This is a genomic window from Janthinobacterium sp. SUN033 (assembly GCF_030397595.1).
GTDB lineage: Bacteria > Pseudomonadota > Gammaproteobacteria > Burkholderiales > Burkholderiaceae_D > Janthinobacterium > Janthinobacterium kumbetense.
Window position 1 is genome coordinate 74,058 of record NZ_JAPQNV010000009.1, and the last position, 16,110, is coordinate 90,167.

Annotated in this window: 17 protein-coding genes; 9 read left to right on the forward strand and 8 right to left on the reverse strand. The window is 63.8% G+C overall.

The genetic code is table 11. From position 1 onward, the window contains the following. Positions 1-218: 218 nt before the first annotated feature. The gene (locus tag OX460_RS28055; RefSeq protein ID WP_070290828.1) at positions 219-833 is read left to right on the forward strand and encodes a glutathione S-transferase N-terminal domain-containing protein; all 615 of its coding nucleotides are present in this window, start codon (positions 219-221) and stop codon (positions 831-833) included. Positions 834-890: 57 nt separating this feature from the next. Here OX460_RS28055 and bfr read toward each other — a convergent pair whose 3' ends face one another. Beyond that, positions 891-1,367, reverse strand: coding sequence for a bacterioferritin (gene bfr / locus OX460_RS28060; protein ID WP_034745609.1), 477 nt, complete (start codon positions 1,365-1,367; stop codon positions 891-893). Between the two features lie 421 nt (positions 1,368-1,788). Here bfr and OX460_RS28065 point away from each other — a divergent pair, with 421 nt between their 5' ends. After that, the gene (locus tag OX460_RS28065; protein WP_077408815.1) at positions 1,789-2,469 is read left to right on the forward strand and encodes a Fe2+-dependent dioxygenase; all 681 of its coding nucleotides are present in this window, start codon (positions 1,789-1,791) and stop codon (positions 2,467-2,469) included. A gap of 154 nt (positions 2,470-2,623) precedes the next feature. Here OX460_RS28065 and OX460_RS28070 read toward each other — a convergent pair whose 3' ends face one another. Both OX460_RS28070 and OX460_RS28075 read right to left on the reverse strand, forming a co-directional pair. Further along, on the reverse strand, positions 2,624-3,325 hold the full coding sequence (locus OX460_RS28070; protein WP_077409313.1) for an energy transducer TonB: 702 nt from the start codon (positions 3,323-3,325) through the stop codon (positions 2,624-2,626). A 17-nt stretch (positions 3,326-3,342) separates the two neighbouring features. Further along, positions 3,343-3,558: a (2Fe-2S)-binding protein gene (locus OX460_RS28075; protein WP_034745611.1), complete on the reverse strand. Its 216-nt coding sequence runs from the start codon at positions 3,556-3,558 to the stop codon at positions 3,343-3,345. Positions 3,559-3,970: 412 nt separating this feature from the next. Between OX460_RS28075 and OX460_RS28080 the strand changes: the two genes are divergently transcribed. The 4 genes from OX460_RS28080 to OX460_RS28095 all read left to right on the forward strand — a co-directional run bounded on the left by OX460_RS28080 (position 3,971) and on the right by OX460_RS28095 (position 6,676). After that, entirely contained in the window at positions 3,971-4,255 is a 285-nt protein-coding gene (locus tag OX460_RS28080; RefSeq protein ID WP_077408814.1) for a FeoA family protein, read from the forward strand. A gap of 2 nt (positions 4,256-4,257) precedes the next feature. Beyond that, complete coding sequence (locus tag OX460_RS28085; protein ID WP_289900614.1) at positions 4,258-6,159, forward strand: ferrous iron transporter B; 1,902 nt, start codon at positions 4,258-4,260, stop codon at positions 6,157-6,159. A 9-nt stretch (positions 6,160-6,168) separates the two neighbouring features. Then, complete coding sequence (locus tag OX460_RS28090) at positions 6,169-6,450, forward strand: hypothetical protein (RefSeq protein ID WP_289900615.1); 282 nt, start codon at positions 6,169-6,171, stop codon at positions 6,448-6,450. Positions 6,451-6,514: 64 nt separating this feature from the next. Continuing rightward, complete coding sequence (locus tag OX460_RS28095; protein WP_161784184.1) at positions 6,515-6,676, forward strand: hypothetical protein; 162 nt, start codon at positions 6,515-6,517, stop codon at positions 6,674-6,676. Positions 6,677-6,711: 35 nt separating this feature from the next. On the opposite strand, the gene OX460_RS28100 is transcribed toward OX460_RS28095, so the two are convergent. Then, on the reverse strand, positions 6,712-7,632 hold the full coding sequence (locus tag OX460_RS28100; protein WP_289900616.1) for an AraC family transcriptional regulator: 921 nt from the start codon (positions 7,630-7,632) through the stop codon (positions 6,712-6,714). A gap of 128 nt (positions 7,633-7,760) precedes the next feature. Here OX460_RS28100 and OX460_RS28105 point away from each other — a divergent pair, with 128 nt between their 5' ends. Continuing rightward, positions 7,761-8,750, forward strand: coding sequence for an oxidoreductase (locus tag OX460_RS28105; protein ID WP_289900617.1), 990 nt, complete (start codon positions 7,761-7,763; stop codon positions 8,748-8,750). Positions 8,751-8,795: 45 nt separating this feature from the next. On the opposite strand, the gene nagZ is transcribed toward OX460_RS28105, so the two are convergent. The 4 genes from nagZ to OX460_RS28125 all read right to left on the reverse strand — a co-directional run bounded on the left by nagZ (position 8,796) and on the right by OX460_RS28125 (position 14,420). Further along, positions 8,796-10,337, reverse strand: coding sequence for a beta-N-acetylhexosaminidase (nagZ, locus tag OX460_RS28110; protein WP_289900618.1), 1,542 nt, complete (start codon positions 10,335-10,337; stop codon positions 8,796-8,798). A 181-nt stretch (positions 10,338-10,518) separates the two neighbouring features. Beyond that, positions 10,519-12,129 carry an FMN-binding glutamate synthase family protein gene (locus OX460_RS28115; RefSeq protein WP_289900619.1) on the reverse strand — a complete coding sequence of 537 codons (1,611 nt, stop codon included), beginning with the start codon at positions 12,127-12,129 and terminating at the stop codon, positions 10,519-10,521. A gap of 223 nt (positions 12,130-12,352) precedes the next feature. Then, a complete protein-coding gene (locus OX460_RS28120; protein ID WP_289900620.1) occupies positions 12,353-13,366 on the reverse strand; it encodes a M48 family metallopeptidase in 1,014 nt (337 codons plus the stop codon). Between the two features lies 1 nt (position 13,367). Further along, the gene (locus tag OX460_RS28125) at positions 13,368-14,420 is read right to left on the reverse strand and encodes a YjgN family protein (RefSeq protein ID WP_289900621.1); all 1,053 of its coding nucleotides are present in this window, start codon (positions 14,418-14,420) and stop codon (positions 13,368-13,370) included. A 163-nt stretch (positions 14,421-14,583) separates the two neighbouring features. Between OX460_RS28125 and OX460_RS28130 the strand changes: the two genes are divergently transcribed. Both OX460_RS28130 and OX460_RS28135 read left to right on the forward strand, forming a co-directional pair. Beyond that, on the forward strand, positions 14,584-15,255 hold the full coding sequence (locus OX460_RS28130; protein ID WP_099666242.1) for a glutathione S-transferase: 672 nt from the start codon (positions 14,584-14,586) through the stop codon (positions 15,253-15,255). Positions 15,256-15,326: 71 nt separating this feature from the next. Further along, positions 15,327-16,100 carry a 5'-3' exonuclease H3TH domain-containing protein gene (locus OX460_RS28135; protein ID WP_034778849.1) on the forward strand — a complete coding sequence of 258 codons (774 nt, stop codon included), beginning with the start codon at positions 15,327-15,329 and terminating at the stop codon, positions 16,098-16,100. Positions 16,101-16,110: the final 10 nt, after the last annotated feature.

Below are 16,110 nucleotides of genomic sequence, written 5' to 3' on the forward strand. Positions count from 1 at the left end.
TTGCAATATAGCAACACTGACGGCGCCACAGTAAAGGGCGATTTTACCACCGCTGGCCGCTGGCCAGCCGTCCGTCGGCCGCCGGCGCAGCGCAATTTGGCCGAATCCGGCCCCGATGCGGCGTGCCTGCCACACACGAGGGGCCGCCGGGCGCGTGCTGCCAAACAGCGCTGCCGCCGATGCTATACTGCTTGCTGCTCCCTTACCTTAAAGTACCTATGAAACTGATCGGTTCCCTCGCCAGCCCGTATGTCCGCAAAGCCCGTATCGTGCTGGCGGAAAAAAAGCTCGACTATGTCTTCGAGCTGGAAAACGTGTGGGTGCCGGAAACCCGCATCGCCCAGGCCAATCCCCTGGGCAAGGTGCCCTGCCTGGTGATGGAGGATGGCAGCACCTTGATCGATTCGAAAGTCATCGTCGAATACCTCGACACGCTCACGCCCGTGTGCAAGCTGCTGCCGGCGGGCGGCAACGGCCGCGAGCGGGCCGATATCAAGAACTGGGAAGCGCTGGCCGACGGCATTCTCGACGCGGGCGTGCTGGTGCGCCTGGAGCGCACGCAGCGCCCGCCCGAGCAGCAAAGCGCGGCCTGGATCGCGCGCCAGCTGGACAAAGTCACCCTGGGCCTGGCGGCGCTGGAAGCGCGCCTGGGCGAGAGCGCATATTGCGCCGGCAAGAACTACACCCTGGCCGACGTGGCCGTGGGCTGCACCCTGGGCTGGCTCAGCTTCCGCTTCCCGGAAATCGACTGGCGCGCCGATCACCCCGCGCTGGCGCGCCTGTTCGACAAACTGTCCGAGCGGCAGTCGTTCAAGGACACCGTGCCGCAATAAGGCGCGGACGTAAAAAAACCGGCGATTGCCGGTTTTTTTATCTGCCTCGAAGAAAAATTACTCTTCAATCGCCATCTGGCTTTGCAGGTAGTTCTGGATGCCGACTTTGGCGATCAGGTCGATCTGCGTTTCCAGCCAGTCGATATGTTCTTCCGTGTCTTCCAGGATCATCAGGAACAGGTCGCGCGAGACGTAGTCGCCCGCTTTTTCGCTGATGGCGATGCCTTCCTTGACGGTGGCGTGCGCGGCGCGTTCCAGCTTCAAGTCGCATTCCAGCATTTCCGGCGTGTTCTCGCCGATCAGCAGCTTGTGCAGCGCTTGCAGGTTCGGCAGGCCGTCGAGCATCAGGATGCGGTCGATCAGCTTGTCGGCGTGTTTCATTTCGCCGATCGATTCTTCGTATTCCTTCTTGCCCAGCTTTTCCAGGCCCCAGTGCTTGTACATGCGCGCATGCAGGAAGTACTGGTTGATGGCCGACAGTTCATTGGTGAGCTGTGCGTTGAGCATGCGGATGACTTCTTTATCGCCCTTCATGGGATTTCCTTTGTTCTGTGTCGCGTTCGATGATGAAACCGGAGGCTGCTGGCGTTCACTGCCGGGTGGCGCTGGCTGCCTGGTGGCGCGCAGGTTGCCGGTTTCGCTATGCCCGCATGATAGCGCAAAATATGGGCGATTTCGGGCGGTAAACGGCATTTTTCCGTCTTTTTAACGTAAATATCGTGCGAATAAAACCCATTCTCAAATGGATTGGCACATTTTTCCGTTTTTTATTTGCTAAGGAAAATGATGGCCATTCTCATTCGCGTTCCTGGCGCTTTTTTGCTGCTGCTGGCGCGCCTGCATGGCCGCGCTGAAAAGGCGTGAAATGTTGGTCCGTTCTTGCTTTTGTGTCTTCTTGGGCGCTGCCGGCGATGCGATAATCAGGCAGCGATATTTACTGAAAAAGGATAGCAAGATGATGCTGCATATACCCGGCGTGCTGACGCCGGAACAGGTCACGCAGTTTCGCCAGCGCCTGGCGCAAACGGACTGGGTCGACGGGCGCGCCAGCGTCGGGGCGCAAGGCGCGCAAGTCAAGCGCAACCGCCAGCTGGCGGAAGGTTCGCCGCTGGCGCTGGAACTGGGCGAGATCGTCAGCCGCGCGCTGATGGCCAATCCCCTGTTCTTTTCCGCCGTGCTGCCGCTGCGCATCCTGCCGCCGTTCTTCAACAGCTATGCGGGCGGCGAGCACTATGGCCTGCATATCGACGGCGCCATCCGCACGCCGAAAAACGGCATGCAATCGATGCGCGCCGACGTCTCGTCGACCGTGTTCCTGAGCGAGCCGGACGAGTACGAAGGCGGCGAGCTGGTGGTGGTCGACGCGTATGGCACGCATGAAGTGAAATTGCCGGCCGGCGACGTGATCGTGTATCCGTCGAGCAGCGTGCATCAGGTGCTGCCCGTCACCAGCGGCGAGCGCATCTGCTCCTTCCTGTGGACGCAAAGCATGGTGCGCGAGGACTGGAAGCGCAGCATGCTGTTTGAGCTCGATCAAAACATCCAGAGCGTGCGCGGAGAACACGGCGATTCGCCGGCGACGGTGGGTTTGACGGGGCATTATCACAACCTGCTCAGGATGTGGGCGGAGATGTAGCGCAAAAAAAAAAGTCTGCCTGGCCCGGGGATGTAGGCTGGCAGACTGAAACAAGCAGTTGCTTGACTGGTACAGAAAACAGGGCGCAAAAAAGCAAGCAGGGCACAGGGTGCGGTGCTTGCGGGCTGGCAGCGGCGCAAGGGCCGCCGGAAGGCTAGCTCAGTTGGAAGGTCAGCGGTACTAACACGTACACGGGCACAGGCTTGCCGTTTTCGATCATCGGCTTGAACAGCGCGCGCTGGGCGGCCTGGCGGCCCGCTTCATCGAGGTTGCCGTAGCCGGTCGATTTATGGATCAGGATTTGCTCGGGCAAACCTTTTTCATTGATCAGGATGCGCAACACCACGGTGCCGCTCTCGCCCAGGCGGCGCGACAGATTCGGGTAGATCAGCTGCGGCGCCTTGATGTATTCGACGCTGCTGACGGTGCGCGGCGTCGACGGCGCCGGTGGCGTCGGCGACGGTGTCGATGGCGCTGTCGGCGCGGCGGTGGCAACCGGTGCCGCTTCGGCGCGCGTCGGCTGCGGCGGCGTGATCGTCGGTTCGCTCGGCGCCACGGCGATCAGCGGCAGCGGCGGGATCACGGCGCGCGGCACGGGGGCGCTCAATTCCACGGTTTTCGGTACGGACGGCGCTGGCGGCTTGGGCGGCGCCGGCGGGGCGATGATGCTGATGGTGGTGATGGTCGGCATGGCCGCCGTGACCACACGGCTCAGCAGGCCGCTCTGGATGGCGTAAAAGCCGGCGATGTGCAGGACGACGATGGCCATCAGCGGCGCGAATTTGTTGCGCTTCTTGTCGAAGTCGGCAAATTGCTGCACGGCCTGCACCGTTACGGGCGGGGGCATCATCGTCATGGCGTTCATCGCTTTCTTTAGTTTGTCAGTACAGCTCGCATCAATACGGTTTCTTGCAGCGCCACGGTGGCGTTCAGGTGATCGTTCAGCACTTCCCGCGCGCAGGTGTGGCATTTGCCGCAGCAGGTGGCCACGCCCAGGTCGCGGCGCAGTTCGGCCATGCTGGACAGGCCAAGATCGACGGCTTGACGGATTTCACGATCAGATATGTTGTTGCAGACACATACAATCATTGATACACCTTCTGGCTGGAGGATGAACAGACACTAGTGCTGGAAAGCATTGTTGCTAGTGTTTTAATGAGAATCATTATCATTACGTTTCATTGTCGCGCAAAGCGGGGGACAATGCAAGTGATTTTGATCAAGTGTGCGGCAGTTGGCGGCCTGGCGCCGCAGCTTCACAGGCCATGTTTCCGAATGACGCAGCCCTTGATGGGGGCGGCTCTCCGGGCTAAATAAAAACTATTCGCATTCATGTTTATAATGCTGGTATTGTCTCGGACGGTCGCCGTCTGGACGGATTGAATGGCCGCTTGTCGGTAATGCGCAACAGTTGCGTTTTACGTCACAAACCTGGAACCGGTGCAAGGCGCCTTGCGCCGTCGCCGGTATCAGGTGTTCTTAATTTGAACGGAATTTGCTCATGACTCTAGTTCCACCCATGATGACGCTCGATGCGCTGGCAGTCGGCCAGAGCGGCACGGTGTTGCATATCACGCCCCACACGGCAGGACAGACGGAGGACGGCGTCGACCTGGCCCGCCGCCTGATGGAGCTGGGATTCGTTCCCGGCGAACGAATCCGCATGCTCAAGCGCGGCATTCCCGGCGGCGATCCGCTGGCCATCAAGGTCGGCAATGCCACGTTCGCACTGCGCCGCTTCGAAGCGGCGCTGATTACGATTCAACCGCTGCTTCAACCGGAATGACCATGGGTGCTGTCGAAACTATCGTGGATGCAGGCGTGCACAAGCCGCCGCATCAGCCACAAATTGCCTTGCTGGGCAATCCGAACTGCGGCAAGACCGCCCTGTTCAACCGTTTGACGGGCGCGCGCCAGAAAGTGGCGAACTACGCCGGCGTGACCATCGAGCGCAAGGAAGGCCATTTCACCTCGCCAGCCGGCAAGCCCGTGCGCTTGCTCGACCTGCCGGGCGCCTACAGCCTGTCGGCCACCACGCCCGATGAAGCCATCACGCGCGACGTGGTGGGCGGCTTGCGCCGCGGCGACCCGCGTCCGGACGCCATCATCTGCGTTGTCGACGCCACCAACCTGCGCCTGAATCTGCGCTTGGTGCTGGAAGTCAAGCGCCTGGGCCTGCCCATGCTGCTGGCCCTGAACATGACGGACGTGGCGCGCAAGCGCGGCATGCTGATCGACACGGTGAAACTGTCGCAGGAACTGGGCATGCCCGTGGTGGAAACCGTGGCGGTGCAGCACGATGGCGAAAAAGCCTTGCTGAACGCCATCGACGCCATGCTGCCGCTGCCGGCCGTGGAAGCGAAACCGCTGGCGGCCATCGATGCCGTCAGCGTCGAAGAAACCCAGCGCGAAGTGCGCCGCATCCTGTCCGCCGTCAGCAATGACACGAGCGACAAGGGCAACCTGACGGAAAAGATCGACGACGTGGTGCTGCACCCCGTGTTCGGCCCCATCATCCTGGCCGTGCTGATGTTCCTGATCTTCCAGGCCGTGTTTGCCTGGGCCGCCACGCCGATGGAAATGATCACCGATGGCGTGGGCCACCTGGGCGCCGTACTGACGGCGAACATGCCAGACGGTCACCTGAAAAGCCTGCTGGTGGAAGGCATCATCGGCGGCGTCGGCAGCGTGCTGGTGTTCCTGCCGCAGATCCTGATTCTGTTCTTCTTTATCCTGAGCCTGGAAGACTGCGGCTACCTGCCGCGCGCCGCCTTCCTGCTGGACCGCCTGATGGGCGGCGTGGGCTTGTCCGGCCGCGCCTTCATCCCGCTGCTGTCGAGCTTTGCCTGCGCCATTCCCGGCGTGATGGCGGCGCGTACCATCCAGAATCCGCGCGACCGCCTGGTCACCATCATGATCGCGCCGCTGATGACGTGTTCGGCGCGCCTGCCCGTGTATGCGCTGATCATCGCCGCCTTCATCCCGGAACGCCAGGTATGGGGCTATCTGAGCCTGCAAGGCCTGGTGCTGTTCGTGCTGTACTTCGCCGGCATCATCTCGGCCATGGCCGTGGCCTGGGTCATGAAACGCGGCATGGGCGTGCGCGGCAACCAGCCGCTGATGCTGGAATTGCCCGCCTATCACTGGCCGCACCTGCGCAACCTGGCCGTCAGCCTGTGGGAGCGCGCGAAGATCTTCCTCACGCGCGTCGGTACCATCATCCTGAGCCTGATGATCATCCTGTGGTTCCTCAGCACCTTCCCCGGCGCGCCGGATAACGCCATCCACCCGCCGATCTACTACAGCCTGGCCGGCATCCTGGGCCGCGGCCTGGAAGTGATCTTCGCGCCCATCGGCTTCAACTGGCAGATCTGCATCGCGCTGGTGCCGGGCATGGCGGCGCGCGAAGTGGCCGTCGGCGCCCTGGGTACCGTGTATGCGCTGTCGCAAACGGGCGATGCGCTGGCCACCACCCTGGAGCCGCTGATCGCCCATTCGTGGTCGCTGGCGACCGCGCTGTCCTTGCTGGCCTGGTATGTGTTTGCGCCGCAGTGCCTGTCGACCCTCTCCGTGGTCAAGCGTGAGACGGGCGGCTGGCGCTATCCGCTGCTGATGGCCGGCTACATGTTCGCGCTGGCGTATGCCGCCTCGTTCATCACGTACCGTGTCGCCCTGATGCTGGGCGCTTAGGAGAAAACCATGTGGCAAACCCTCATCGTTGCCCTGATCGTCGCAGCCGCGCTGTTGCATTTTTCAACCAAGTACCTGCCGGCGGGCGTGCGCCGCGCCATCGTGCGGGGCCTCGTGCGCTGCGGCCTCGATGAAGCGAAGATGTCGACCTTCTTCAAGGTGGCGCCGGGCTGCGGCAGCGGTTGCGGTTCCTGCGGCTCGTGCGACAGCCCGCCGCCGCCGTCAAGCACGCCGCCAGCCGATGGCAGCAGCAAGCGCGTGATCCTGATGCAGGTGCAGCGCCAGGACTGATGTACGTCTAGCCACGGGCGCGCCCGTGGGCTACACTGGGCTTTCCGTATGGCAAGGAGTGGCAATGGCGATACTGTTGATCTTCATGTTTTTGTTTGCGGTCGCCACCTGGCTGCTGGCCAGCCGGCGCGGCCGCCACGGGGGACTGTGGTTCGGTATCGGCCTGTTTCTCGGACCGTTTGCCTTGCTGGCGGTAGCGGCCTTGCCGCCCGTGCCGGCGCGCTGACCTTGTATGATTAAAACCCGCAAGCGCGGGTTTTTTTACGCCTGCGCGTTCGCGTGGCGCAGCCGGTACTGGCGCGGCGAGCAAGCCATGACGCGCTTGAAGGCGTGGCTGAAGGCGCTGTCGGAATCGTAGCCCAGCGCCTGTGCGATCAAGGTGACGGGTGCGCTGCCGTCCTTCAGGCGCCGCGTGGCCAGGCGCATGCGCCAGCGCAGCAGATAGTCGAGCGGCGTTACGCCCACCCGCTTCTTGAAGTGCAAGGCAAAGGCGGAGCGCGACTGCCCCGCGACGGCGGCCAGCTGCTGCAAGGTCCAGCGCCGCGCCGGTTGCGCGTGCATGGCCTCGATGGCGGCGCGCAGCCGTGGATCGGCCAGCGCGAACAGCCAGCCCACCGGGTGCGAGGCCTGCGCTTCAAGATACTGGCGCAGCATTTGCAGCAGCATCATGTGGCCCAGGTGGCGCGTCATCAGCGCCGCGCCGGGCGCCGTCGCCTGCAGTTCCTGCGCCAGCCGTTGCAAGGCCCAGTGCAGCACGCTGGCCTGGTCCGTATCGCCGCGCACGTGCAGCAGCGGCGGCAGGCAGTCGAGCAGGATGGCCGCTTCGTCGCCAAAGAGGAAGCGTCCGCCGATGAGGAAGAAATCGTGCTGCGGCGCGCCGTGGCGGGCCACGCCCTGCTGCGTGTGCCGGTACACTTCCAGCGCTGGCGCGGCCGGCAAGCCGGGCGTGCTGGCCAGGGTGAACGCGCGTCCCGGCGCCAGCAGGAAGCAGTCGCCCGTCTGCAGCTGCACGGGAGCGTCGATGCCCGCGACCGTCAGCCAGCAAACGCCTTCGATTACGGCGTTGAACTTGATGCCGTCCGGCGGCGGAAAATCGATGGCCCACGCACCGCCCGCCTTCAGGCCGGCAAAGTAGGAGCTGCGCGTATCAAACAGCGAGAGTACATCGGAGAGCAAATCCATGGTGGCGGCAATTCTGGACGATGGCGATAGTATTGAGGATTTTACGCCATTCACCGTCCAGAACTGCTCGCGCAAAATACGCATGTCGCCAGCCATCCCGCGCTGGCCACCCACATGCAGAGGCAGACATGACATACGGCGATCACAGGCAAATTCCCCTTCATTCCGGCTTCGGCGCGGCCACGACCGCCAGCGAGGTGCTGGCCGGCCGCGACCTGTCCGGCGTGCAGGCCATCGTCACGGGCGGCGCGTCGGGCCTGGGGCTGGAAACGGTGCGCGTGCTGGCTGGCGCTGGCGCCAGGGTGCTGGTGCCGGCGCGCGACCAGCATCAGGCGCAAGCGGCACTGGCCGGCATGACTGGTGTGGAGGTCGCGGCGCTCGACCTGCTCGATCCGCAATCGATCGACGCATTCGCGGCCGCCTTCCTTGCCACCGGCCGCCCCCTGCACCTGCTGGTGAACGGCGCCGGCATCATGGCCACGCCCTTGCTGCGCGATGCACGTGGCTACGAGGCGCAGTTCGCGACGAATCACCTGGGGCATTTCCAGTTGACGGCGCGCCTGTGGCCCGCCTTGCGGCAGGCGCAGGGCGCGCGCGTCGTGTGCGTGTCGTCGCTGGGACACCGGCAGGCGGGCGTCGACCTGGATGACCCGCATTTCCTGCGCCAGCCGTACGACAAATGGCGCGCGTATGCGCAGTCGAAAAGCGCCAATGCGCTGTTTGCCGTGGAACTGGACCGACGTGGTGCGGAACACGGCGTGCGCGCCTACTCGCTGCATCCGGGCGCCATCCTGACGCCGCTGGTGCGCCACCTGGACCAGGATGATTTGCGCAGGGTGGGAGCGCTTGACGATGCGGGCCAGGTGAATCCGCCGCCGCAGTCGGGTTTCAAGAATGTGGCGCAGGGAGCGGCCACCACCGTCTGGTGTGCCACCAGCGCGCAGCTTGAGGGCATTGGCGGCGTGTATTGCGAGGATGGCGATATCGCCCCCTTGGTGGAGGACGACAGCATGGGGCCGGGCGTGCGGCGCTGGGCCATCGACCCCGGGCAGGCGCGCCGGCTATGGATGCTGAGCGAACAGATGACGGGCGTGCGCTTCGATTGCGACGCGGCATAAAAAATGCCGGGCAAGGCCCGGCATGTGCAGGAGAGGGGCGTGGCTTTACGCCTTGCCCGCCAGTTTTTCCACCACGGGCACCAGCGCGGCCGGGCGGCAGCCGAAGGCGGCCAGGCGGCCTTGCGCATTCGGCGCCAGATCCAGGTCATACGGCAGGCGGCCCGCCACCAGCCACAGTTTATCCTGCGGCAGGGCGTCGACGAGGCGGCGCTGGCCGTCGACGAACATGGCGTTATACGTTTGCAGCACGATCTGCTGCGCGCCTTGCGCAAAGGCGATGGCTGCATTGACTTCGTCGTCCAGCGCCTCGGCCGACAAGGCGTACTCGCGCACGTCCAGGCCCGCTTCGAGCAGCGCCGGCAGCATCGAGCTGCGCGCTTCCTTGTTGCGGCCCAGCGCCACTTCGTCGATTTCGCTGCGCGAGCGCACTTCCACCGTCAGCAGGGTCACGGGCAGGCTGGCGTCGAGCGGGCGGTAGTCGCCCTGCACGCGCAAGGCGGCTTTTTGCAGCAGCTGCGACAGGGCCATGGCGGCCGGCTGCATCAGCGCCGGTGGCGTGACGGGGCGGGTACGCCAGTCGCGCACGGCGCGGTTGCGCTTGAGTTCAGCCACGCGGGCACAAGCCGCGTCGATGCGGGAGATCGCGATGTCACCGCGCTCCACGGCGGCGATGACGGCGTCGATGGCGGCCGTCTGCTGCGCTTCGCGGTGCGAGATGAGGACGATGTCGGCGCCTGCCTGCAGGGTGGCGATGGCGCCCTGGGCGATGCCGATGCCGTCGGCGATGGCCGCCATTTCCAGGCAGTCGGTGATGACGACGCCCTTGTAGCCCATTTCACCGCGCAGCAGGTCCGTCAGCACGCCTTTCGACAGGGTCGCTGGTACGCTGGTGTCGGCCTCGAAGGCGGGGAAGACCACGTGCGCCGTCATGATGGCGTCGACGCCGCCGGCAATCGCGGCGCGGAAGGGCGCCAGCTCCACGGCGCGCAGGCGTTCCTTGTCGTGCGGGACCAGGGCCATGGCGTAGTGCGTATCGATGGCCGTGTCGCCGTGGCCGGGGAAGTGCTTGGCGGTAACGGCCACGCCGCTGGCGCGCTGGCCGCGCATGGCCGCCATGCCGTAGTCGATGACGGTGGCGGCATCCTCGCCATACGCGCGCACGCCGATGACGGGGTTGTTGCGGTTGTTGTTTACGTCCAGCACGGGGGCGAGCAGCATGTTGATGCCCACCTGGCGCATTTCATCGCCGCTGATCTGGTTCATGCGTTCGCAGTCGTCGATGGAGCCGGCCGCCTGGAAGGCCATCGCCGCGGGAATCGGCGTGACGCCCTGCTCGATGCGCATGACCATGCCGCCTTCCTGGTCGATGGAGATCAGCAGCGGAATGTCGGACACTTCCGCATTGATCTCCTGCAGCTCGCGGCACAGGGCGGACACTTGCGCGGGCGTGTGCACGTTGCGGCGGAACAGGATCACGCCGCCCACCTTCTTTTGGCGTATCAAGGTCTTGATATGCTCGTCCGCCTGCAGGGCGTCGAAACCCACCATGAACAACTGTCCTACTTTCTCGCGCAAACCCTGCTCCATGCTGCAACTCCTCCGGTATGTATTGTGACGACGGCATACGTATTCTGGCACCGTGGTGGCGCATCGTGGCGGTCACCGGACAAGCTGCCTTGGTTTTGTACTTGTTTTGGTATTGTATTGGATTTGGGTTTTTGCGCAAGTGGTTATTAAGTGGTATTACTCCACTTGCGCAATGCCGGCTTTAATCCAGGCGCTGGAACGATGCCGATTGCGCCATGGGCCAGTACAGGCCGAATACGGGCGGCAGTTGCGGCAGCTGGCTCGGGTCGAGCAGCTGGCCCGCTTCCAGGAAGGGCAGCAGGGCCGACGCCAGTTTCACCTGGTTCGGCGAGATGCGGCGCACCAGGTGGTGCGGGCGCAGTTCCTGCGGATGCGCGAGGCCGGCGGCGGCGATCAGTTCGGCCAGCGCCTTCATGGTGTTCTGGTGGAAGTGCGCCACGCGGGCGATCTTGTCGGATACCACCAGCGCGCGCTGGCGCTGCGGGTCTTGCGTGGCCACGCCCGTCGGGCAGCGGTCCGTGTGGCAGCTTTGCGACTGGATGCAGCCCAGCGCGAACATGAAGCCGCGCGCCGAATTGCACCAGTCGGCGCCCAGCGCCAGCAGGCGGGCGATGTCGAAGGCCGTGATGATCTTGCCCGAGCAGCCGATCTTGATCCGCTCGCGCAGGTTGGCGCCCACCAGGGTGTTATGCACGAGCACCAGCGCTTCCTGCAGCGGCGTGCCCACGTGGTCCGTGAATTCCAGGGGCGCCGCGCCCGTGCCGCCTTCGCTGCCGTCGACGACGATGAAGTCGGGCGTGATGCCTGTTTCCAGCATGGCTTTGACGATGGCGAAAAATTCCCACGGGTGGCCGATGGCCAGCTTGAAGCCCGTCGGCTTGCCGCCGGAGAGCGTGCGCAGGCGGTCGATAAAGTGCAGCATTTCCAGCGGCGTGGAAAAGGCGCTGTGCGCGGCCGGCGAGACGCAATCCTCGCCCACCATCACGCCGCGCGTGGTGGCGATCTCGATGGTCACTTTCGGCCCGGGCAGCACGCCGCCGTGGCCCGGCTTGGCGCCCTGCGACATTTTCAGCTCGATCATTTTCACCTGCTCCGAGCTGGCGTTGGCGATGAAGCGCTCTTCCGAAAACGTGCCGTCCTGGTTGCGGCAGCCGAAGTAGCCGGAGCCGATTTCCCACACCAGGTCGCCGCCGTTTTCGCGGTGATAGGGGCTGATGCTGCCTTCGCCCGTATCGTGCATGAAGCCGCCGCTGCGCGCGCCGCCGTTCAGGGCCAGGATGGCGTTGGCCGACAGGGCGCCAAAGCTCATCGCCGAGATGTTGAAGACGCTGGCCGAATACGGTTTGGCGCGCGGGCAGTCCGGATGGTTGCCGATGTCGATGCGGAAGTCGTGGCCCGTCACCTTGGCGGGGGCGATGGAATGGTTGATCCATTCATAGCCCGCTTCGTACACGTCGAGCTGGGTGCCGAACGGGCGCTTGTCCGTCTGCTCCTTGGCGCGCTGGTAGACGATGCTGCGCTGGCTGCGCGAGAACGGCGTCGCCTCGCTGTCGCTTTCCAGGAAATACTGGCGGATTTCGGGGCGGATGCTCTCAAAGAAAAAACGGAAATGCGCGAGGATGGGGTAATTGCGGCGCAGGGCGCGCTTCGTTTGCAGCAGGTCGCTGATGCCGACCAGGGTCAGCGCGCCGGCCAGCACGGGCAGCCAGTAGTGATCGTAGTAAAACAGGGACAGGACAAAGATGGCTGCCGTCGCAATGAAGGTCAGGTAGCGAAATGGTACTAGGTGCATGGGCACTCCGGGGAAGTCAGGCTGATATTGCTGAGTGTACCGGTGATTTGTAGATCTTGCTGACTGGCAAAGTGTACTGTCAGAGTGACGCTATCCATACGTGCGACGCCTGACAAAACCGTAGCGAGCGGCAGCGATTTGTGGCCGAGAAGCGCAACCGTACTTTAGTACGGTGAGCATCGCCGGCCGCAAAGCGCGACGCGCAGTAGGTTTGGTCAGGTGTTCACCGCTGTGCGGCGCGGATGCGCTCGACCCGTTCGGCGCTGGCCGGATGGCTCGACAGGTACGGCGTGCCGTGGTCCAGCTTGCCCAGGGCGACAAACACTTGCGCCAGGTGTTCCAGCGGGATGCCGTTCTGGCGCAGCATGGCGATTGCGTAGTCGTCCGCATCGCGTTCGACATCGCGCGAGTACTTCAAGTCCAGCAGCAGCGGCGGCAGGGTCGCCACCACCGTCGACACGTCGCCGAACAGCAGCGCGGCGCCGGCACCCACGGCCGAGGTCTGGATGATGCGCCGCGTCAGGTGGCGCTGCTGCAGGTGCCCCAGCTCGTGCGCCAGCACGCCCATGATGGCCTGGTCGTCCGGCAGCAGTTCGATCATTTCGTCCGTCAGCACGATGTCGCCGGACGGCAGGGCAAACGCGTTCGGGCCGATCTTGCTCTTGCGAAACACGATGCGGTGCGCGGGCGTGCTGTCGCCGGGCGTGGCCAGGCGCGCAAACTGGGCGCGCAACGCTTGCTGGCGCGCGCCATCGAGCTGGCTGGGCGCGAATACATGGCGGTCCAGCATGTCGAGCACGCCCAGGCCCAGCTGCCGTTCGACCGACTGCGGCAGGGCATACGCGATGCCCTTGGCCGCCAGCGGCAGCAGGTATTGATAGCTGAGCCACAGGGCCACGATGGTCGCCACGGTGGCCAGCAGGGCGCCGCGCCAGCTTTGCTGCAGCCGCACCACCCAGCCGTCGCGGTGGCCCGTGTCGTGCAGCAGGCTGTTGAAGGCCGCCTGGTCGGCGATTTCCAGGTAGGCGCCATCGGCAAAACTGACCTTGCGCACGGCATGGCTGCTGCGTTCCGACACGTGCAGCTCGTCCAGCGGGCAGCTGCGCTCGATGTCGCCGGCCAGCACGGCCTGGCCATCACGCACGCTGAGCGTGACGTGGTACAGGCGCGAGGTCTGGCCGTCGAAATAGCGCGCGGGCACGGGGGCCGCGCCCGGCGCGTCGTGATCGAGCGTCATGCTACAGCGACAGGTCGAAGTCCAGCAGGTCGACCATGCCTTCGCCCGTGGCCGACACTTGCTGGCCCGTGGCGGCGACAAACTCGTCCAGGCTGCCGTGCACCAGCATGGAGGTCGCTTCCAGGCGGTATTTCAGCCAGCGCACATGGGCGAATGGCGTAAACAGGCCCAGGGTGACGACGATGCCCAGCAGGTTGCTCAGCATGACGAAGGTGGTGCGGCCCCATGTCAGCTGCGACTGGAACTGGTGCTGCTGCAAGCGCGTATGGTTCCAGATCAGGTTCTGGATCATGGTCAGGAACAGCGGCAGCACGGTGAATGCCCACAGGTACAAGGCGCCGATGGCAAACAGCAGGCTGCCAACCTTGGTCTTGTCATTCGCATTGGCCGCAAACGAGGCGAACACGCTGCCGAAGACGACGAAAATCAGCACCAGCAAGCCGCCCAGCAGCAGCGCGAAGAACAGCAAATAGGTTTTGTAGAAGCTGCCGACCGTGGCGTCAAAGCTGAAATGGGTGGCGCCGAAACGGCTTTGCGTGTGCTGGAAGCGCTTCAGGCGCTGGTGCAGGAAAGGCGTCATCAGGCCGCCCGTGAAGGTGTTCAGGATGGGCAGCCACAGGAAGTACTTGTAGGCTTCCCTGGCGCTGCCGCCAAAGCCGAAGCGGATGCCGCGGTAGCTGGTGTTGTACAGCTTGAATTGCAGGCTTTTCCAGACCAGCCAGGGCAGGATGGCGGCCAGCAGCACGAACATCAGCAGGCCGACGACGGGCGAGACCTGGAAGGCGATGTTGTAGCCGGCGATCAGCACCACGGCGGCGATGCGGCCTTTCAGGATGGCGACGGCGTTGCCGTGGTATTCGAAGCTGCCGCCCGCCAGGTGGGTGCTCGAATAAAAGTAGCGGTTGCGGCGCACCTTGGCCCAGGCGGAATAAATGCCCAGGGTGACGATGCTCAGCAGCAGGTTGACGATCCAGATACGGAAGTATTCGCTGCCGGTGGCACTGAAGGTGATGGCTTCTTGTCGGGGAGTAGTGTTGTTTGCGTCGAAATCCACAGGGGTTTCCTTACTTATTGGAAACAAAACAAGATAAGGGATTATTGAAAAGTTATCAATTGAAAATACTGTTTTTCGCAATTTTTTCGTCGATTCGCTTGCGCTGACCCGATCCGGCCGTCCCCGGCTATACTGGAACTCAACCATTGTTACCGGGAAAACCATGATCGTCGTCCACCATCTGAACAACTCGCGCTCGCAGCGCGTGCTCTGGCTGCTCGAGGAGCTGGGCCTCGACTACGAGGTCAAGCGTTACCAGCGCGACCCGAAGACCATGCTGGCACCCGCTTCGCTGAAGGCCGTGCATCCGCTGGGCAAGTCGCCCGTGATCACGGATGGCGCCAACACCATCGCCGAATCGGGCGCCATCATCGACTACCTGGTCGAGCGCTACGGCAATGGCCGATTGATCCCGGCGGCGGGCACGCCGGACAAGCTGCGCTGGACCTACTGGCTGCATTTCGCGGAAGGCTCGGCCATGCCGCCGTTGCTGCTGAAGCTGGTGTTCGACAAGGTCGAGTCGTCGCCGATGCCGTTTTTCGTCAAACCCATCGCGCGCGGCATCGCCAGCAAGGTCAAGAGCAGCTTCATCATGCCCAATATCAACAGCCAGCTGGCCTATATGGAAGCGGAGCTGGAAAAAACCAAATGGTTTGCCGGCAATGAGTTCACGGCGGCCGACATCCAGATGAGCTTTCCGCTGGAAGCGGCGGCCATGCGCGGCGGACTCGACGAGCGCCTGCCGAAGCTGACGGCCTTCCTGCAGCGCATCCATGCACGCCCGGCCTACCAGCGCGCGCTGGAAAAAGGCGGGCCCTACGATTTCGTCAAATAAGGGGCATGCAAGCCCGATGTGCGGGGAACCATACGGTAAAATGCCCGATTCAACCAGTATCCACTTACCGCATGGCCAGACTCCTCGCTATCGACGGCTTGAATATCGTACGCCGCGTCTACGAAGCCAGTCCTGAACCCGATTCCGACCTGAAGGCGGAGATCGCGCTGCGCCATGCGCTGTCGTCGTTCCGCACCCTCATCAACGACCACGAGCCGACGCACATCCTGCCGGCCTTCGACTTTGGCGGCCCCACCTGGCGCCACGCCCTGTATGCCGGTTACCGCGAGGGGCGCCAGCCCATGCCGCAGGTGCTGCGCGACGCCTTGCCCGGCTTTTACGCCACGCTGGCCAGCTTCGGCATGCATGTGGTCAGCATTCCCGAAGTGGAAGCCGACGACGTGATCGGCACGGCCGTCATGCGCTGGCTGCACGAGGGGCGCGGCGCGGCCGTCATCGCCACCACCGACAAGGATTTGCACGGCTTGATCGCCCACGGCGCACTCGTGTGGGACCATTTCAAGGGCGTCTGGCACGACCACGCCTGGGTCGAGAAAAAGTTCGGCGTGCCGCCGGAACTGCTGCCCGACCTGCTGGCGCTGATGGGCGACGTCACCGACAGTATCCCCGGCGTGTCGAAGATCGGCCTGAAGACGGGCGCGAAACTGTTGCGCGCCTACGGCAATATCGATGCCGTGATGGCTGGCGCGGGCATTTTGCCGGGCGCGCTGGGCGAAAGCCTGCGAAAAGAGCGGGAAATACTGTATCTTTCAAGAAAGTTAGTGGCGCTGAAAACGGATGTCACGTTAGGCGTGACCTGGAACAAGCTCGTGTGGGAAAAATAGAGCTCTTTTG